The following is a 20,403-nucleotide window of genomic DNA, read 5'->3' as shown; positions in this document are numbered from 1 at the left end:
CGGATGGCAAGCGGTGTCATTGGATGCTGGCTGTCGTGGTGGCCCTGATGGCCTGCATCGGCAGCGCGCAGGCAGAGGATGGCTACGCGCTCTGGATGCGCTATGTACCCCTCGATGCCCCGCTTGCCGCCGCCTACCGCACGCAGCTGGCTGAAGTGGTGGCGCCTGATCACACACCGACCCAGCGTGCCGCACGCGAAGAGCTGGAGCGTGGCCTGGCCGGACTGCTTGGCAGCGCCCCGCCCATGCGGGTTGCGGCGGCCACCGGCCCTGCCGTGGTGCTGGGTACGCCGCAGACATCGCCGTTGATCGCGCCGTTCGGCGAGCAGATGGCATTGCTGGGCGCGGAGGGCTACCTGCTCGAACGTACGCTTCTGGGTGGGCACGATGTGGTGCTGGTGGCCGCTCGCACGGATATCGGCGTGCTGTACGGCACGTTCCATCTGCTGCGCCTGCTGCAGGCCGGCACGGCACTGGACACCCTTGCGGTGCGCGAATCGCCGCAGCTCGGTCGGCGCGTACTCAACCACTGGGACGACCTGGACGGCCATGTGGAGCGCGGCTATGCAGGCCGCTCGCTGTGGGAGTGGCAGACCCTGCCGGAATGGCGGGACCCGCGCTATACCGACTACGCACGGGCCAACGCGTCGGTGGGCATCAACGGCACGGTGCTGAACAACGTGAATGCCAGCGCGCAGAGCCTGGCACCGGAGTATCTGGATAAGGCAGCGGCGCTGGCCGACCTGTTCCGGCCCTACGGCATCCGCGTCTACCTGAGCGCGCGCTTCAGCGCGCCGATCGAACTGGGCGGGCTGGAAACCGCCGACCCCCTCGACCCGGCGGTACGACGGTGGTGGCGGGACAAGGCCGCGGAGATCTACAGCCGCATTCCGGATTTTGGCGGCCTGCTGGTAAAGGCCAATTCGGAAGGCCAGCCCGGCCCGCAGGACTACGGTCGTTCACACGCCGAAGGTGCCAACCTGCTGGCCGATGCGCTGGCCCCGCATGGCGGCGTGGTGATGTGGCGGGCCTTCGTCTATGCGCACGACGTTCCTGCAGACCGGGCCACGCAGGCCTACACCGAATTTGTCGGCCTGGACGGTGGCTTCCGCCCGAACGTGATCCTGCAGGTAAAGAACGGGCCGATTGATTTCCAGCCGCGCGAGCCGTTCCATCCGCTGTTCGGCGCGATGCCGCGTACCCCGCTGATGATGGAGGTCCAGATCACCAAGGAGTATCTCGGCTTCGCCACGCATCTGGTGTACCTGGGGCCACTGTACGAGGAAGTGCTGCACGCCGACACCCACGCACGCGGTAGACGTACCACCGTGGCGCAAACGCTCACCGGCATGGCCGGCGTCGCGAATATCGGCAACGATCGCACTTGGAGTGGATCGCACTTCGACCAGGCCAACTGGTACGCCTTCGGCCGTCTTGCGTGGAACCCCTGGCAGAGCGCCGCCGACATCGCGGCGGAGTGGGCGGCGATGACCTTCTCACCGGATCGCGGGGTGGTACAGCCCATCGTCGGCATGATGATGGGCTCGCGCGAGGCGGCGGTGAACTACATGACCCCGCTTGGCCTGCATCACCTGATGGCGCGCGGACACCACCATGGCCCCGGCCCGTGGGTCGACGGCGGTCCGCGCGCGGACTGGACATCGGTGTACTACCACCGCGCCGACCGCGATGGCATCGGCTTTGACCGCACCGCGCGCGGCAGCAATGCGGTGGCCCAGTACGCGCCGCACGTGGCAGACCGCTACGGTGACCTGCAGCAGGTTCCCGAATCGTTGCTGTTGTGGTTCCACCACCTGCCATGGGACCACCGCATGGCGTCCGGCCAGACACTGTGGGACGAACTGGTCCGCCGCTACGCGCAGGGCGTGTGCGGTGTCGAGGACATGCGGAGTACCTGGGCAGGCCTGCGGGGCAGGGTGGATGCACAACGCTACGCGCAGGTTGACGCCTTCCTGCGTATCCAGCGCCGCGAAGCACAGTGGTGGCGCGACGCCAGCGTGGCGTACTTCCAGACGGTCAGCGGCCGGCCCTTGCCGGAGGGAGAGGCCGCGCCGCCGCATCCGCTGGCGTGGTACCAGGCCCTGCAGTCTCCGTCCGCGCCGGGAGATGGCCGATGAGGCGGGCAGCGTGGAGGGGCTGGCTGCTGGCGATCACGCTGGGCTGCTGCGCAGTGCCCGCACCAGCGCAGCACGCGATGGCGCCGTTGCTGCATCCGCTGTTCCAGGATCACGCCGTCCTGCAGCGGGACCAGCCGATTCCGGTCTGGGGGACTGCCGCTTCGGGCGTCAGCCTACGGGTGGAGCTGGCCGGGCGGACAACCACCACCCGCGCCGATGACAGCGGCCACTGGCAGGCCATGCTGCCGCCCCAGGCGGCAGGCGGCCCGTACGAACTGGCGATCCGGGCCGGGGATTCCACCCAGGTCGTGCGCGATGTGCTGATGGGCGATGTCTGGCTGTGCTCCGGGCAGTCGAACATGGAGCTTCCGGTCTGGCGCGCGCTCGACGCCGCCAGCGAAATCGCTGCCGCCACGCAGCCGATGATCCGCCTGTTCAGCGTGCCGAAGGCGGCGGCCGTTTCGCCACGACAGGAGTTTGCAGGACCCGTTGCCTGGCAGCCCGCGTCGCCGGCTACCGTCCGCGACTTTTCCGCTGCCTGCTTCTACTTCGCGCGTGAGCTGCAGAAGACCGTCGCGGTACCGATGGGGCTGATCCAGGCGGCGTGGGGCGGTTCCCGCATCGAGGCATGGACCAGCGCCTCTGCCCTGCGCCGACAGGACGGCATGGACCCGGCGCTGGACGTACTGGCGCTGTATGCAACCGATCCGGTGGCCGCCACCGCCCGATGGGGCCGACACTGGCAGCAGTGGTGGTCCACGCAAAGGGGCGCGGGCGCCGATGAAAGCCCATGGCAGCCCGCGGCAGATCGCACCGGCTGGCAGCAAGCGCCGTCCCTGCTGGGGGCATGGGAGCACTGGGGCGTGCCTGCGCTTTCCCGCTACAACGGCATGGTCTGGTACCGCAGCCAGGTGACCCTGACCGTGGCACAGGCAGGGCAGGGCGCACGCCTTGAACTGGGTGCGGTGGACGAGACGGACATGACCTGGATAAACGGCGTGGCCGTGGGCAGCGAGAACGCGCCCGGCCAGGCGCGGTCCTATGCGCTGCCGGCGGGCCTGCTGGATGCCGGTGCCAACACGGTGGTGATCAATGTGCTGGATACCTATGGCGACGGCGGCCTGGCAGGTCCTGCAAGCGCCCACGCGGTGGTGCTGGACGATGGCACGCGCCTTGTCCTGGACGCACCGTGGCAGTACCAGCCAGCACCCACCGCACAGGCCCCGCCGCTGGCGCCGTGGCACGCCGCCACGGGCGTGTCGACGCTCTATAACGGCATGATCGCCCCGCTTGGCCAGCCTGGGTTGCGCGGAATGCTGTGGTACCAGGGCGAATCCAACACCGGCGACGGCGCGGCCTATGCGGCACGCCTGCGCGGCCTGCGCGATGACTGGCGCGGACGGTTCGGTGCGCAGATGCCGTTGCTGGTGGTGCAGCTGGCCGGCTATGGCCAGCCGCCGGAAGCACCGGTGGAAAGCGGCTGGGCGCAGGTCCGCGAGGCGCAGCGGCGGGTCGTGGCAGAAGACCCGCACGCCGGGCTTGCACTGGCGATCGACATCGGCGACGCCTACGACATCCATCCGCCCAACAAGCAGGAACTGGGCCGGCGCCTGGCGCGCGTGGCACGCCACGTCGTCTACGGCGAGCACGCGATCGCCGCGTCCGGCCCCACCGCACGCACGGCATCGCGTACTCCTGCGGGGATACGGATCACCTTCGATGATGTCACCGGCGCCCTGGCCACCACCGGTGCCAACGGACCCATCGGCTTCGAACTGTGCGATGCGCAGGCGCGGCAATGCACCTACGCGGAGGCGCTGCTGGACGGCCCTGACGTGGTGCTGCAAAGCCCGCAGCCAGCGCCCGGCGCGCGCGTGCGCTACTGCTGGGCCGATGGCCCGATCTGCACACTGCGCGATCGCAGCGGCGCACCGGCCGGCCCCTTCGAACTGTCCCTCGACGCTGCGGAGATTCCATGATGCTGACGCGCCTGCTGCTTGCCACGGTGATCCTGTTGTCGGCCGCTGCGACGACGCCGCTGCGGGCCGCGCCTGCGCCACCGGTTCATTTCGACTGGTTCGAGTACGCCGGTCGTGACGTTGCCTTCGAAACGCCTCTGCCACCCGGGCACTACCGCAACCCGATCCTCGCCGGCTTCCACGCTGACCCCAGCATCACCAGTGCGAACGGCCGCTTCTACCTGGTCAATTCCAGCTTCACCTACTTCCCCGGCATCCCCGTTTTCGAAAGTGTGGACCTGGTGCACTGGAAGCAGATCGGCAACGTCATCGACCGCCCGACGCAGTTGGACTTCGATGGCCTGAGCGTGTCGCGCGGTATCTTCGCTCCGGCGATCTCTTACCACGACGGCCTGTTCCATGTGGTCACCACCGCGGTGGACAGTGGCGGCAACTTCATTGCTACCGCAAGCGATCCTGCAGGGCCGTGGTCAGACCCGCACTGGCTGCCGGGCGTGGAGGGCATCGATCCATCGCTGTTCTTCGACGACGACGGCCGCGTCTACCTGCTGAACAATGACGTGCCGCCCGGCCTGCCGCGCTACGAGGGCCACCGTGCGATCTGGATGCAGCAGATCGACATGGACAACTACGCGCCGATGGGCCCGCGCAAGGTGCTGATCGACGGCGGCGTGGAGCCGGCGAAGAACCCGATCTGGATCGAAGGACCGCACCTGTACAAACGCGAGGGCTGGTATTACCTGTCCGATGCAGAGGGCGGCACCGGGCCGCAGCATTCGCAGGTGGTGCTGCGCAGCCGTGATGTCTGGGGACCGTATGTGCCGTATGCAGGCAATCCGATCCTGACCCAGCGCGACCTGCCGGAGGACCGGCCACTGCCGATCACCAATGCCGGCCATGCGGACCTGGTGGAGGGACCGGATGGGTCGTGGTGGGCGGTGTTCCTTGCCAGCCGCAACTATGCCAAGCGCCACTACAACACGGGGCGGGAGACCTACCTGCTGCCGGTCCGATGGCGCGATGGCTGGCCGGTGATCCTGCCAGCCAACCAGACCATTCCGTATGCGCTCAAGGCACCGTCATGGATGCAGGGCGATGCGTCACAGGCACCGTTCACCGGCAACTTCGTCGATCGCGATGAGTTCGATGCGCCGACGCTCGGCAACGGCTGGCTGCGCGTGCGTGTGCCCAAGCAACCATGGGCAGACCTGCGCGAGCACCCCGGCGCGTTGACCGTGCACCCGCTGGCGGAAGACCTCGACACGCTGCGCAACCCCGCCTTCCTGGGCCGACGCCAGCAGCACCTGCGCTTCGAGGCCAGCACCGCGATGAGCCGCCCGGCAGCAGGCGTGGCGGCTGGGTTGGCTGCCTTCCAGAGTGAAGCGTACTGGTATTTCCTTGGCGTCCGGCGCCTCGGCGCTGATCGCGTGACGGTCTTCCTGGAAGGACGCGACGGCGGCGGGGTGACCCGGCTGCTGGCCACCCGCGACGTGTTCGCGAGCGCTTCGCTGCGGCTGAAGATCACCGGTGATGAAGCCCGCTATGCCTTTGAATTCGACAGCGGCGACGGGCACGGCTGGCAGACCCTCGCAGGCGAGGTGGATGGAACGGTGTTGAGTACTGATCGCGCAGGCGGCTTCGTGGGCGCTCTGCTGGGACCATTCGCACGCGATGAGCGTGCCTTTAGGAGTAAATGATGACGCGCACGCCCCGGCTCCATCCCCCGATGTTCCGCACGCTGGCGCTGTGCGCCGCCATCGCCTTGAGCAGCGTCGGTCAGGCGGCCCAAACCCAGCCCTGGCGCGACACCTCGGCGAGCTTTGAAAGCCGCGCCGCCGCGCTGGTGGCCCAGATGACCCTGGAGGAAAAAGCGGCGCAGATGCAGAACGCCGCGCCCGCCATCGAGCGCCTCGGCGTTCCCGCCTACGACTGGTGGAACGAAGGCCTGCACGGGGTGGCACGCGCAGGGCAGGCGACGGTGTTCCCGCAGGCCATCGGACTGGCCGCCACCTTCGACGTGCCGCTGGTGCGCCAGGTAGCCACCACCATCAGTGACGAAGCGCGGGCCAAGCATCACCAGTTCGTCCGCGAGGGGTCACATGGCCGCTACCAGGGGCTGACCTACTGGTCGCCGAACATCAACATCTTCCGCGACCCACGCTGGGGCCGCGGCCAGGAAACCTACGGCGAAGACCCGTACCTCACCGCGCGCATGGGCGTGGCCTTCGTGCACGGACTGCAGGGCGACGACCCGGTGTACCGCAAGCTGGATGCCACGGCCAAGCACCTGGCCGTGCACAGCGGGCCGGAGGCCGACCGCCACCACTTCGATGCCCGCCCCAGCAAGCGCGATCTATATGACACCTACCTGCCGGCCTTCGAAGCGCTGGTGAAGGAGGGCCAGGTGGATGCGGTGATGGGTGCTTACAACCGCGTGTACGGCGAGTCCGCCAGCGCCAGCCGCTTCCTGCTGCGCGATGTACTGCGCCGTGACTGGGGATTCAAGGGTTACGTGGTGTCCGACTGCTGGGCCATCGTGGATATCTGGAAGCATCACAAAATCGTTCCCAGCCGTGAAGCCGCCGCGGCATTGGCGGTCAGGAACGGTACCGAACTGGAGTGTGGCCAGGAGTACGCCGCGCTGCCTGCCGCGGTACGGAAAGGCCTAATCACTGAAGCAGAAATCGACGATGCGGTGACCCGGCTGTTCACCGCGCGGATGCGACTGGGCATGTTCGACCCTGCCGACCGGGTGCGCTGGGCGCGGATTCCCGCATCGGTGAACCAAGCCCCGGCGCACGATGCGCTGGCGCTGAAGGCCGCGCAGGAATCGCTGGTACTACTGAAGAACGAAGGCGTGCTGCCGCTGTCACGCGACCTCAAGCGCATCGCCGTGGTCGGTCCCACCGCCGATGACACCATGGCGCTGCTTGGCAACTACTTCGGCACCCCGGCCGCACCGGTGACCGTCCTGCAGGGAATTCGCGATGCCGCAAAGGGCATCGAGGTGCGCTACGCGCGCGGCGTGGACCTGGTCGAAGGGCGCGACGATCCCAACGCCACCCCGCTGATCGAAGCGGCCTACCTGCGGCCGTCGGCCGACTCGCCGGAACGGGGCCTGCGCGGTGAGTACTTCCGTACGGCCGATCTGTCCGGCACGCCGGCCCTGGTGCGCACCGACGCCCAGATCGGCTTCCGCTGGGATCGCGGTTCACCGACCGACAACCTGCTGGCCCGCGGTGAAGCCGCGCCGGGGCAGGGCATTCCCAGCGATGGTTTCAGCATCCGCTGGAGTGGAGAACTGGTGCCGCCGGTGTCTGGCCGCTACCGCATAGAGGCAGCAGCCGACGACGGCTACCGCCTCTACATCGATGGCAAGCGGGTACTGGACCGGTGGGGTGGCAGCGATCGCATGCAGGGCGACGGCGTGGAACTGGGCCTGCAGGCCGGACGCGCCTACGCGCTGAGGCTCGAGTATTTCGATGCCGAGCGCGATGCCGGCGTGCGACTGGGCTGGCGCATGCCCGGTGCGAAGCCGCCGTTCGAGGAAGCGGTGGACGCAGCCCGCGAAGCGGACGTGGTGGTATTTGTCGGCGGGCTGACCGGCGATGTGGAAGGTGAAGAAATGAAGGTCAACTACCCCGGTTTTGCCGGCGGTGACCGTACCGATCTGCGCCTGCCCGCACCGCAGCGTGCACTGCTGGAAGCGCTGCATGCTACCGGCAAGCCGGTGGTGATGGTGCTGACTGGCGGTTCCGCGCTGGCCGTGGACTGGGCCGATACAAAGGTGCCGGCAATCCTGATGAGCTGGTACCCCGGGCAACGTGGTGGCACTGCCGTAGGCCAGGCCTTGTTTGGCGACATCAACCCCGGCGGACGCCTTCCGGTCACCTTCTACAAGGCGGACCAGGCGATGCCGGCATTCGACGATTACACCATGGAAGGCCGCACCTACCGCTATTTCCGCGGCACCCCGCTGTACCCGTTTGGACACGGGCTGTCCTACACCCGGTTCGACTACGGCACGCTGCAGCTCGATTCCGCCCGCATCGGCGACGACGGGACGCTCAAGGTGCAGGTCGAGATAACCAACGCAGGCAAGCGCCCGGGCGATGAAGTCGTGCAGCTGTATGTGCGGCGCATGCGGGCGCAGCCCGGCGATGCCCAGCAGGAGCTGCGCGGCTTCCAGCGTGTCCGCCTGGCCCCGGGCGAACGGCGAACGGTCGGCTTTGATCTGCAGGCGAAGGACGCCCTGCGCCAGTACGACGAGGTCCGCGCGGCGTATGCCGTGCCGGCCGGGTCCTACGAGGCCAGGGTAGGAAGCTCCAGCACCGACATCCGCGCGACCGGCAGGTTCACCGTGGAGGCCGGCCGTGACTGATGCAGGCAGCGTGGCAAGCACCGAACACACGCTGTCGATCCGGGAAAAGCTCGGCTACAGCTTGGGCGATCTCGCAGCGAACCTGATCTTCCAGACGCTGATCACCTACCTGGCGTTCTTCTACACCGACGTATACCGGCTTCCGCCCGCCACCGCCGCAACGATCATCTTCGTGATCGGCGTGCTCGGCGCGTTCGTGTTCACGCCGCTGATCGGCATTGCGGCCGATCGCACGGTCAGTCGTTGGGGCAAGTTCCGGCCGTGGATCCTGTGGACGGCCATTCCGTTCGGGGTGTTGTCCTTGCTCGCCTTCAGCACGCCGGACCTGGGGCCCCGCGCGAAGATCGTCTACGCCGTGGCCACCTACGGCCTGCTGATGCTGGTGTACGCGGCCAACAACCTGCCGTACTCCGCGCTCAGCGGGGTGCTTACCGGCAGCATGGCCCAGCGCAACAGCCTGTCGGCCTACCGCTTCGTGGCGGTGATGATCGCGCAGTTCATCATCCAGGTGCTGCTGTTGCCGCTGGTGCTGATCCTCGGCGATGGCGATCGCATGCTGGGCTTCGAGCGGGTCATGACGGTGTTCGCGGTGGTGGGCACGCTGTTCTTCCTGATCACCTTCGCCAGCACGCGCGAACGCATCGTCCCGGCCCGGGAACAGACCGGTGGCGTACTGCAGGACCTGTCCGACCTGCTGCGCAACCGGCCGTGGAAGGTGATGCTGCTGCTGACCATCCTGGTGTTCGTCAACCTGGCCCTGAAGGGCGGCACCTACATCTACTATTTCCAGTACTACATGCGTGATGCCGCGTTGGCGGGCTTCCTCGACAGCTCCGGTTTCAACGCTTTCATCGGTGGATTGAACGCAACGCTGAGCAGGTGGGGCCTGGCCGGATTCACCTGGCCGGAAGACCCGGCGACCTCTGCCTTCAGCCTGTTCAATGCGTGCGGCATCCTCTGCATGATCCTGGGCATTGGCGTATCGCGCCGGCTTGCCGACCGCTTCGGCAAGCGGGATGTCTTCGGTGGCGCGCTGCTGGTGTGCACGCTGTTCCTGCTGGCGTTCTACTTCTTCCCGCCCACCGCGGTCGGCGTGGCTTTCGTCGCCTTCATGCTGCATGGGTTCTGCTACGGCATCACCATCCCGCTGCTGTGGGCGATGATCGCCGATGTCGCCGACTACTCGGAGTGGAAGAACCATCGCCGTGCCACCGCGATCGTGTTCTCCGCGATGCTGTGCGGGCTGAAGATCGGCCTGAGCATTGGCGGTGCGCTGGTCGCGGGGATTCTCGCGCACCATGGCTACCAGGCTGGCGCGGAACAGCAACCGCAGGCGGTGGTGGACGGCATCCGTCTTACGGTCAGCGTCTACTGCTCGATCCCGTTCCTGCTCGCGGTGGCGCTGCTGTTCCTGTATGAGATCGACAAGCGCATGGAGAACCGGATCGAGCAGGAGCTGCTGCAGCGCCGGCAGACTGGCAACCTTGACCAGCTGGCGGCGCGCGCGATCTCCCAGCCCGTGGTGAGCCACCTTTACACGGCAGATCCGTCGGCGCATGTGTTCGAAGGGCGGCTGTATATCTATCCCTCGCACGACATCGACAGCGGTGCTCCGTTCGATGACGAGGGCGGTCACTTCGGCATGGAGGACTACCATGTGCTGCGGATGGATACGCCCGCTGGCGAGGCCATCGACTGCGGCATCGCGCTGCATGTGCGCGACGTGCCCTGGGCCAGCCGGCAGATGTGGGCGCCGGACGCGGCAAGCCGAGATGGGCGCTATTACCTCTATTTCCCCGCCAAGGATGCGCAGGGCCTGTTCCGCATCGGCGTGGCGGCAGGGGATCGCCCGGAGGGCCCGTTCACTGCCGAAGCAGAGGCGTTGGAGGGCACCTACTCGATCGACCCGGCGGTGTTCGAGGACGACGACGGCACGCATTACCTGTACTTCGGAGGCATCTGGGGTGGCCAGCTGCAGAAGTACCGTGACAACCGCTTCGACGCCACGCATGAGGAGCCCACCGGCGATGCGCCTGCATTGGGTCCACGCGTTGGTCGGCTGGAAGCAGGCATGACCCGGCTTGCCGAGCCCACCCGCGAGATCGTGATCCTGGACGAGGACGGAGTGCCGCTGCGCGCCGATGACCATGCGCGCCGTTTCTTCGAAGGCCCCTGGCTGCACAAGTACCAAGGGCGGTATTACCTGTCTTACTCCACCGGTGATACGCACCTGCTGTGCTACGCAACCGGCGCTAGTCCATATGGACCGTTCACCTATGGCGGGGTGATCCTCAAGCCGGTGGTGGGCTGGACCACGCACCATTCCATCTGCGCATTCGAGGGGCAGTGGTATCTGTTCTACCACGATGCCTTGGCGTCCGGCGGGGTCACCCACCTGCGCTCGGTCAAGTGCACGCCGCTGCACATGGAAGCCGATGGCAGCATCCGTACCATCGACCCTTATGGCGCTTGAGCAGGGGTCGCCGCTGGATGATGCGCAGGCGCCGCTGGCAGCTGGCCAGCTGCATTGGCTGCGGTCAGGCCGGGTGCAGGTCGCGCTCGCTCCCGCAGCAGGCGGACGGATCGCGCAGATGCGCTACGACGGCGTGGACTGGCTGGTAGGCGAGCGCGAGGGCAGGGCGGCTGCCATCGGCTGGGGGTGCTACCCGATGGTGCCCTGGGCTGGGCGCATCCGACGCGGTCGCTTCAGCTTTGATGGCAAGGATTTCGCGCTGCCTGCGAACCTTGGGGCGCATGCGATCCACGGGGTGGGATTCACACGGCCCTGGCAGATCGAGCGCCTCGAAGTGGACACTGCGATGTTGTCGTTGGCCCTTCCGGAAGACCGCTACTGGCCTTTCGGTGGCGTTGCAACGCAGTGTATCCGTGTCGTGCCGGATGGCGTGGAACTGCGGCTTGCCGTGCAGGCCGGCGACAGGGCGATGCCCGCCGTGATCGGCTGGCATCCCTGGTTCCGCAAGCCGCATCAGCTGCTGTTCTCACCGAGTGCGATGTATCCACGGGACGGGGAGGGCATTGCCACGCTGCCTTGCATCACCCCCGCGCCCGGCCCATGGGACGACTGTTTCATCAACCGGACTGAGGTGACGCTGGTGTCGGAAGGACAGCGTCTGCGGTTGCAGGCGGATGCGGACCATTGGGTGGTGTATGACGGGACTGCGTACGCTACCTGTGTGGAACCGCAGACAGGGCCGCCTGATGGGTTTACGTTGCAGCCCAAGCGGTTGGGGGCAGGGGAGCGGTTGGAGTTGCGGTTTGGATTGATCTGGGAGAGCGAGATACACGGATGATCCTTGCAGAGGCCACTTTGAGCACTTTCCATGCCGTGATTACGCAGCCTTGATGCGCGTCGGTATTCAATGACCTTCGGCAGCGGATCAATGCCCGAGCAACGAAGCTGACCAATGACGAGGATCGACCCGAACAAGCCACTTTCGCAGGAGCCGCCCACCTTCGACGCGGTCGTTGTAGGCGGAAGCCATGCTGGCATGTCGGCTGCCTTGCAGCTTGCCAGGGCATGCCGAACGGTGCTGGTCATTGATCACGGTCGGCCGCGCAACCAGCGCGCCACGAAGGCGCACGGTTGGCTGGGCTGGGATGGCGTTGCCCCTGCCCGGATTCTCGAGGTGAGCCGCCAGCAATTGCTCACCTATGAGCGGGTGCAATGGTCGACGGACGAAGTGCTTGAGGCTTCCGGCTCCCTGGAGACTGGTTTTCTGCTCCACTGCGCATCGGGCAAGCCATATCACGCAAAACGGCTGATTCTCGCCCATGGCGTGGTGGATCAGCTGCCGGACCTGCCAGGGCTTGCGGAGCGGTGGGGCGAGACGGTCCTGCATTGTCCCTACTGCCACGGCTATGAAATCCGCGGAACAGACATTGGGGTGCTCGTGGCGTCCACAAAGGAAGCAGTGGGCCACGTCAAGGCGCTTTGGCAGTGGGGAAACATCACCGCGGTCCACGCTGGGGAGCTGAGCGGGGCCGAGCTGGAAGAACTGTCCGCCGAACTGCGCACTATCGGCGTGACCCTGGAAGAAAGCGCCTTGATCGGCATTACCGGGAAAGCGACCTTGAACTTCGCCGACGGGCGAGGGCGGGATGTGGCGGCGCTGTTCGTACATCCGCATACCACACTGGCATCGGACCTCTCCACACACCTGGGTTGCGCCATCGAGGACGCAGGATGCATCACCACCGATTCGGCCAAGCAGACCACCGTACCGGGCGTGTTCGCCTGCGGAGACGCCGCCCGGTTCGCCGGGAACATTGCGCTGGCCGTGGGAGAGGGAGCGTTGGCGGGCGCCGCTGCCCACCGATCGTTGCTGGGCCTGCTCGCTGACGATTGACCTCTGTGACGCGTCACGTCCTGCCATGATCCATTATCATTCCCCCAACATAACAGGGGCGGATATGGATATTCGGACTGGGGTACTGACTCTTCTGCTGGTGGCTGCGGCGCCATGCGTTGCGCAACAAATCCGCTCGGCGACTGGCCCGGCTGCTAGACCACTCCCAGCGCCTCCCAAGCCAGCACATAACTCCATGGCGAACGGCACAACGCCATTCAACTGCGAGCAGTATCGCTGGCCCAACCATCCCCATCCGCGCATGAAAGCGTACTGCGAGCGCTTGGAATCGCAGACGCTGACAGATGAAGCGCGGCGCGCAGGAAGGCCGGGGCCATCCGACGACGTGGTCCAGCTGCCATCTCTTGGATCGGAAGCCGCTCGCCGCTCGGGTCTGTCCTGTGTGGGAGGCCAAGCCATGCGAAAGCTGCCCAACGGATGGGAGCAGATTTCGTCTCCTTCGGGCGGTTGGCAGCGTTGCCGCGAGCAATGAGCGGGGTCTAGGTACGGCCGGCTACAACACCTGGCCCGCATACTGGATCATTCTTACCTGCTGCCGGCTCAGCCCCCGCGCGCGAGCTCGCGCGCGAGGAAAGGGGCCGTCCTGCTTGCTTTGGCGCGAGACACCTGATGCGGCGTTCCCTTCGCCACGATGGTGCCGCCCGCAGCACCTGCGCCAGGCCCCACGTCAATCACCCAATCGGCCTGCGCGACCGCCCGCATGTCATGCTCGATCATCACCACCGTGTTCCCTGCATCAACCAACCGCTGCAGCTGAAGCATCAACCTGTCCGCATCCGACGCATGCAGGCCGGTAGTCGGTTCGTCGAGTACATAGAGCGTGCGACCTCGCTGGCCGCGCTGCAGCTCGGTTGCCAGTTTGATGCGTTGTGCCTCACCACCTGAAAGCTCCGTCGCCGGCTGGCCCAGCCGTAGATAGCCCAGCCCGATTTCCCGTAGCACCTGCAGCGAGCGGGCAATCGCATCCTCCTCGCCGAAGAACGCGTGCGCCTGGTCGACCGTCAACTGCAGGACCTCGGCGATGTTGCGGCCATTCCACAGCACCTTCAGCGTGGCTTCGTTGTAGCGCGCGCCGTGGCACGCAGGGCAGGGCGCATAGACGCTGGGCATGAACAGCAGCTCGACGCTGACGAAGCCTTCGCCCTCGCAGGTCGGACATCTGCCTTTGGCCACGTTGAACGAGAAGCGGCCCGCATCGAAACGGCGTCGGCGTGCGTCCGGGGTGCTGGCGAACAGCTTCCGCACATGGTCGAACAGCCCGGTATAGGTGGCCAGATTCGATCGCGGCGTGCGGCCGATGGGCTTCTGGTCCACCTGGACGACCCGCTGGATGGCATCCACATCGCCTGCCAACCGGCCGCGCGTTGCTTCGATGACGGATGGCCCATCCGTGGGCGCAACATCGGCGCTATCGTCCGGCGGTTCATGGCCCAGATGCAGCAGTACCAGCTCCGGCAGCGCCTGCGCCATCAGGCTGGACTTGCCCGACCCCGAAATCCCGGTCACTGCAGTCAGCAGTCCCAGCGGCAGCTGCGCATCCACTCCCTGCAGGTTGTGGCGGTGGATACCCTTCAGTTCCAGCCAGCTTCCGGCGTCGCGCTTGCGACTTGCAGGCGCAGGCACTTGGTCGAAAAGATACTGGGCGGTGCGGGAATCCTGTACCTGGCGCAGGCCACCGGGCTCGCCACTGTAGAGAACGCGTCCGCCGTGCTCGCCCGCCTGCGGGCCAACATCCACCAGCCATTGCGCGCGGCGCATCAGCTCCAGATCGTGTTCGACGACAAAAACCGAATTTCCCCCATCGCGCAGCTGGCCAAGCGCATCGTACAGCGCCTCACTGTCGGCCGGGTGCAGGCCAGCCGATGGCTCATCCAGTACGTACAGCACGCCGAAGAGCAACGAACTCAGCTGCGTACCCAGTCGCAGGCGCTGCAGTTCGCCGGCCGAGAGCGTGGGTGTCGCGCGATCCAGGGAGAGATACCCCACACCGAGCGAACGCAGCTGCGAGACACGCGCCATGATGCCGCCAGCCAGCCGCTGCGCCGCCATGCGCTTTTCTTCCGACAGGGCCGAGGTGAGCCGTACGTCAGGGGCCGCCGCGTGGGCGGTGCGCCCGCTTGCCACCCGTTGGGCCCGATCGCGGCGTGTGGCGTTCCTGCTGCGTGAGCCACGGCTATGTGCGCTGAAATCACCCTGTGCCACGGGCTCCAGCAGATCCGCCAGTTGATCCAATGGCAGCCGCATGAACTCGCCGATGTCCACGCCGGCGAAGGTGACCGACAGCGCTTCAGGTTTCAGGCGCTTGCCGTGGCAGGCGGGACACAGCTTGCCCTCCATGTAGCGGGAAACCCGCTTCCGCATCAGCGCGCTCTGGGTAGTGGCAAAGGTGTGCAGGACATAACGGCGAGCACCGGTGAAGGTCCCCATGTAGCTCGGTTCAAGCTTCCGCTTCAGGGCGGCGCGGGTTTCGGCCGGGGTGAAGCCTGCATAGACCGGCACGCTTGGCGCTTCCTCGGTGAACAGGATCCACTCCCTGTCCTTCTTCGGCAGCTTCTTCCACGGCACGTCTATGTCGTAGCCCAGCGTGACCAGAATGTCGCGCAGGTTCTGCCCGTGCCATGCCGGCGGCCAGGAGGCGATGGCGCGTTCGCGGATGGTCAGCGACGGGTCCGGAACCATCAGTGCTTCGGTCACCTCGTAGACGTGCCCAAGGCCATGGCAGGTGCTGCAGGCGCCCTGCGGCGTGTTGGGTGAGAAGTCCTCGGCGTAGAGCATGGCCTGGCCGGGCGGGTAGGCCCCGGCACGCGAATACATCATCCGCACCAGGCTGGACAGCGTGGTCACACTGCCCACTGATGAACGTGCATTACTGGCCCCGCGCTGCTGCTGCAGCGCAACCGCCGGCGGCAGCCCGTCGATGGCATCCACATCGGGCACGCCGGCTTGGTCGATCAGGCGCCGTGCGTAGGGCGCGACAGACTCGAAATAGCGCCGCTGCGCCTCAGCGAAGACAGTGCCAAATGCCAGCGATGACTTTCCCGAACCCGATACCCCCGAGAAGACGACCAACGCATTGCGCGGAATGGAGACATCGACATTCTTGAGGTTATGCTCGCGTGCTCCGCGGACCTCGATGCAACCGCTGGCTGCGGCAGCGGAGGATGAATGATCAACGGACGGGTGGGGCATGGCGGCGGTCCTGCGGGCAGTGAGCGGCACGCGTGACAGCGCGCCCGATGGCTCATTCTCGCTGCTGCGGGGTGAAGGTTGGTGAGGGCGTTGCGGGCGATGGCTTTGCCGTCCCGCGGCAATGCGGGAACCGGCTGCATCCCTGGAAGTGCTGACCTGTTCGGCGGTTGGTTCTTGCGACCAGCGCGCTAAAGCGTACCTCGCGGTCACCTTTTTTGGGACGAGTCCGATTCGGCTCACAAGCAGCCCTCTCTAACCTCTCAAGTGTCAGCTGGATACTCCCTTTCCGTTGCTTCGAACGCTTCAGGAAGCCCTCCAGCATTCATCTCACTTCGAGGAGAGCCTCATGAACAATATTCATGCAATTGCCTGGGATAAGGCCGCCGGTCGATGGGTCGTCGCCTCCGAAGTTGCCACCCGTCGCCCGCGCGTCAAGGTGGGTCGACACGCTTCACTGCGCCCGCTGAAGCTGGCTACTGCAATCGCGTTAGCGTGGAGCGGCGCAGCCACCGCGGAGGCGCTGCAGTTTCCCGCGGCTCCGGTTGACATCAGCGATGGAACGCGAATTGTAGACAACATTCTTGTTGCCAACGGCGCAACAGGCGTTGTCAGGGGCGAGGGCGGCACGCTGATCCAGCAGACAAACTCGTTCCGTATCGGCGGCACTGTGAACCGCGGCACCCAGAATCTGGACCTCAGTGGCCTTTCAAACTACGTCTTCGACAATGCCCAGGGCGCCTACAGTGTTGGTGGGCGCGCTGTTGGCGGCGCTTGGAATCAGACCGGTGTTACTACGGGAGCTGTCACTCTGGCCTCGGGTAGCAACCTCATCCGTGCTTCATACTTCGGCATCGGCGATGTAGGTCGTAGCATCAGCGCAAATGCCACCAATCAGGGCACTGTACGCCTGGGTCAGAACAATACGATCAATGCGGACAGAATCATCGTTGGGGGCAACCAGAGTTCCGGCACCCTGACGTTCCAGGGCCCGGTCACGGAGGGAACCCTCACCCTGAGGGGCTCGGACGGCAGCAGCGCCGTGGGCATCTGGAACATTGGCGTGGGAACCAGCAGCAATTACAGCGGCGCCACCGGAAATGTCGACCTGCGTCGAGGCATGATTGATGCAAAGGTGGACACCCTGAACATTGCGGGCGCGTTGTATGGCAATGCCACTGCAAACGGCACCCTGAGCCTGGGCCGGGGTGTGCTCGAGGCCAATACCATCATGCTTGGCGCACGAAGCGGCACCTCAGGCACTGGCGGCTCGAACGGGCGCCTGAGTATTGGCGAGGGCGGCAGCGTGCTTGCCAACAGCATCACCATGGGCAACCGCACTGGCACTACAGGCACCGTGTCCGCGAACATCACCCTCGAGGGTGGTGCGCTGCGTGCCGGCAGCATCCTGGCCGGCGCTGGCGCCGGTACCCGTGTGATCACCTTGAATGATGGCGTGCTGGGCAACCGTGCCGCAGGGCAGGACATGTTGGTCAACGTTCCGGTCGTGCTGTCCGCAAGCGGCCAGCACGTGTTCCGCGTCGATGGCGGTGATGCCCTGATGACCGTCAGCGGTCAGGTCAGAGGCAATGCAGGCACCCTGACCAAGACAGGCGAGGGCGTGCTGGCCTTGACCGGCACCAACACCTACAGCGGGTCGACGCGCGTCGATCAAGGCCTGATCCGGTTCCAGTCCGGCAGCAACCTGGGCACTGGCAGCATCGTCCTTGATGGCGGCGGCCTGCAGTGGGCTGCTGGCAGCAGGGAAGACATCTCTGCGCGACTGGGGGCACTGGGTACCGCGGGCGCCGTTCTGGACACCAACGGCAACGCTGTCACCCTGGCCACCGCCCTGCATGGGGAAGGTGGCCAGCTGATCAAGCGAGGCGATGGCACCCTGACCCTTACCGCGGACAGCACCCATACCGGTACGACCCGGATCGAACAGGGCGAACTGGTGCTTGGCGATGGCGGCACAACCGGCAACGTGGCCGGCGACATCGTCAACAACGCCCGGCTGACCCTCATCCGTGGGGACCGCATGTCCCTGTCCGCCAACATCTCCGGCGGCGGCGAGCTGCTACAGGCAGGCAGCGGCACCGTTGTGCTGTCCGGCAACGTCGCCCATAGCGGCGGCACCCGGGTGGAGGCTGGCACGCTGCAGGTCGGTGATGGCGGCTCACGCGGCACGCTGGCTGGCGATGTCAGCTTGGCCAGTGGCACGCATCTGGACGTCGACCGCAACGATACGTTCGTGCTTTCCGCGCACGTCGGCGGCGACGGTGCGCTGCGGCAGGTCGGCTCGGGCACTACCGTGCTGGACAGCGACCACACCTACACCGGCGGCACGTTCATCGCCGCCGGTGCATTGCGCTTGGGCAACGGCGGCACCACCGGGAGCGTGACGGGTGCGATCAATAACCAAGGCTGGCTGGAATTCAATCGCAGCGACGACTTCGTGCTGGGCAATGCCGTGAGCGGCGCTGGCGGCCTGCTGCAGATGGGTACGGGCACCCTGCGCATCGCCGATGACCAGGCATACACCGGCGCCACCCGTGTGCTTGGCGGCGCACTACAGGTCGATGGCAGCATCCGGTCGGCAACAGAAGTGGCCAGCAATGCCACCTTGAGCGGCAGCGGCACGATTCATGGTGACGTAGTCAATGCCGGCGTCATTCGTCCGGGCAGTGGAAATGACTATGGCCACCTGACCATTCACGGCAACTACGTTGGCCAGCAGGGGCAGTTGGACCTGAACACCTGGCTGGGCGACGACGCATCGCCCAGCAGCCAGCTGGTGATCGATGGCGGCGCCGCCAGCGGCAGCACCACCGTGCGCGTTCACAACACCAGCGACTCGGAAGGCCACACCGTCGGGGATGGCATCCTGGTGGTTGCCGCCATCAATGGGGGCACCACGTCGGCCGAGGCATTCAAGCTCGGAAACTACGCACGAAATGGTGCGTTCGGGTACGGGCTCTTCCGCGGCGATCTGGAGGGCAAGTCGGCCGAGAACTGGTATCTGCGCAACGCCTTCATCGTGCAGCCGCCGGTCGACCCTGTCGATCCAACCCATCCGGTCGACCCTGTTGATCCAACCCATCCGGTCGACCCTGTCGATCCAACCCATCCGGTCGATCCTGTCGATCCAATCCATCCGGTCGACCCCGTCGACCCAACCAATCCGGTCGACCCTGTTGATCCAACCCATCCGGTCGACCCTGTCGATCCGACCCATCCGGTAGACCCTGTCGATCCGATCCATCCGGTCGACCCTGTTCCTCCGGTGGCCATGCCCATCTTCGGCCGCGAGCTGGCGACCTACGGCACCATCCAGCCGCTTGCGCGCGAGCTGGGAACACTGGCAATGGGCAACCGGCGCGACAGGGCAGAGGCCGCCTCCACTGGCGACACGCGTCGTGCTGCCTGGGCAAGGGTGGCAGGCCGCAGCATGCACAGCGGGTACGACTCCATCGTTGCGCCCGAAGCGAAGGGCAGGCTGGATGCACTGCAGGTCGGAAGTGATTTCTGGCAGGCTGCCGCGTCGGCAGGCACGAACTGGCGAGCGGGCGGCTACCTGTCGCACGCAAGCAGCAATGTGCAGGTCGAGGGCATCTACACCAACGATGAGCGAACCCGCTATGTGCGTGGGGCAACCGGCAGCGTTGACCTGCACGCCACCAGTGCCGGTCTCACGCTGACGGGCGTGGGCAGCAGCGGCGGCTATCTGGATGCCGTCGTCCAGCTGACGCGCTACGGCGGTTCCGCCAACGCGGGCCCGGTCAGCCTCAACACCCATGGCGAAGGCTACCTGGCGTCGCTCGAGGCGGGCCATCCGTTTGTCATGCAGGCCGGTAAAGGGCAGTTCACGCTCCAGCCTGAAATCCAGCTGGTTTGGCAGAAGGTGCGTTTCGATGCAGCGCAGGACGCTGCGGGCCGCGTATCGCTTGGCAGTACGCAGGGCGTTAGCGAGCGGCTGGGCATCAACGGCAGCTGGCAGTTCCAAAGCGCGGGGGGCGTGCAGTGGGCGCCGTACCTCGCAGCGGACGTGTGGCACGAATCGAATGCGCGCTCGGCGGTGACATACGCCGACAAGGATCAGATTCCACTGGAAGCAGGCGGAAACCGAGCTTCGTTGAGCGCTGGCGTTACTATCCGGTTGAATGGCCGCACCCAGCTGCAGATGTCCGGTGGCCGCGAGCGCTCCATTGGCAATGGACGTGGTGTCAGCCGGGACGGGGCGTTCGGCAACGTCGGATTGCAGGTGCGCTGGTAAAGCCAGCGCATCCTGCCGCCCGGGATGGGGCTGAGCGGCGGTTGTCTTCTACTGC

Annotated in this window: 9 protein-coding genes and 1 pseudogene; 9 read left to right on the top strand and 1 reads right to left on the bottom strand. The window is 66.2% G+C overall.

What is annotated here, in order from left to right; genetic code table 11:
• Window positions 1–23 precede the first annotated feature (23 nt).
• The 8 genes and pseudogenes from ACI2JH_RS00205 (at window position 24) to ACI2JH_RS00170 (ending at window position 12,865) form a co-directional block, all read left to right on the top strand.
• Window positions 24–2,138: an alpha-glucuronidase family glycosyl hydrolase gene (locus tag ACI2JH_RS00205; protein ID WP_404735076.1), complete on the top strand. Its 2,115-nt coding sequence runs from the start codon at window positions 24–26 to the stop codon at window positions 2,136–2,138.
• On the top strand, window positions 2,135–4,117 hold the full coding sequence (locus tag ACI2JH_RS00200) for a sialate O-acetylesterase (protein WP_404735075.1): 1,983 nt from the start codon (window positions 2,135–2,137) through the stop codon (window positions 4,115–4,117). The genes ACI2JH_RS00205 and ACI2JH_RS00200 overlap by 4 nt, the downstream gene beginning before the upstream one ends.
• Window positions 4,117–5,814 (top strand): glycoside hydrolase family 43 protein, encoded by a 1,698-nt coding sequence (locus tag ACI2JH_RS00195; protein ID WP_404735297.1) that lies wholly within the window; start codon window positions 4,117–4,119, stop codon window positions 5,812–5,814. Before ACI2JH_RS00200 ends, ACI2JH_RS00195 begins: the two co-directional genes overlap by 1 nt.
• 29 nt (window positions 5,815–5,843) lie before the next feature.
• Window positions 5,844–8,498: a glycoside hydrolase family 3 C-terminal domain-containing protein gene (locus ACI2JH_RS00190; RefSeq protein WP_404735296.1), complete on the top strand. Its 2,655-nt coding sequence runs from the start codon at window positions 5,844–5,846 to the stop codon at window positions 8,496–8,498.
• A 10-nt stretch (window positions 8,499–8,508) separates the two neighbouring features.
• A pseudogene (locus ACI2JH_RS00185) lies at window positions 8,509–9,981 on the top strand (MFS transporter); the annotation flags it as partial.
• Complete coding sequence (locus ACI2JH_RS00180) at window positions 9,955–10,971, top strand: glycoside hydrolase family 43 protein (protein WP_404735295.1); 1,017 nt, start codon at window positions 9,955–9,957, stop codon at window positions 10,969–10,971. The pseudogene ACI2JH_RS00185 and the gene ACI2JH_RS00180, both read left to right, overlap by 27 nt.
• The gene (locus tag ACI2JH_RS00175; RefSeq protein ID WP_404735294.1) at window positions 10,961–11,809 is read left to right on the top strand and encodes an aldose epimerase; all 849 of its coding nucleotides are present in this window, start codon (window positions 10,961–10,963) and stop codon (window positions 11,807–11,809) included. Before ACI2JH_RS00180 ends, ACI2JH_RS00175 begins: the two co-directional genes overlap by 11 nt.
• 114 nt (window positions 11,810–11,923) lie before the next feature.
• Entirely contained in the window at window positions 11,924–12,865 is a 942-nt protein-coding gene (locus tag ACI2JH_RS00170) for an NAD(P)/FAD-dependent oxidoreductase (RefSeq protein WP_404735074.1), read from the top strand.
• A gap of 561 nt (window positions 12,866–13,426) precedes the next feature.
• On the opposite strand, the gene ACI2JH_RS00165 is transcribed toward ACI2JH_RS00170, so the two are convergent.
• A complete protein-coding gene (locus ACI2JH_RS00165) occupies window positions 13,427–16,075 on the bottom strand; it encodes an excinuclease ABC subunit A (protein WP_404735293.1) in 2,649 nt (882 codons plus the stop codon).
• A 346-nt stretch (window positions 16,076–16,421) separates the two neighbouring features.
• Here ACI2JH_RS00165 and ACI2JH_RS00160 point away from each other — a divergent pair, with 346 nt between their 5' ends.
• Window positions 16,422–20,348 (top strand): autotransporter outer membrane beta-barrel domain-containing protein, encoded by a 3,927-nt coding sequence (locus ACI2JH_RS00160; protein WP_404735073.1) that lies wholly within the window; start codon window positions 16,422–16,424, stop codon window positions 20,346–20,348.
• The last annotated feature ends 55 nt before the right edge of the window (window positions 20,349–20,403 follow it).

Source organism: Stenotrophomonas sp. NPDC078853 (genome assembly GCF_044901215.1).
Taxonomy (GTDB): domain Bacteria; phylum Pseudomonadota; class Gammaproteobacteria; order Xanthomonadales; family Xanthomonadaceae; genus Stenotrophomonas; species Stenotrophomonas lacuserhaii.
The sequence above is the reverse complement of the archived record's forward strand: the minus strand, read 5'-3'. Positions and strand labels throughout refer to the sequence as shown.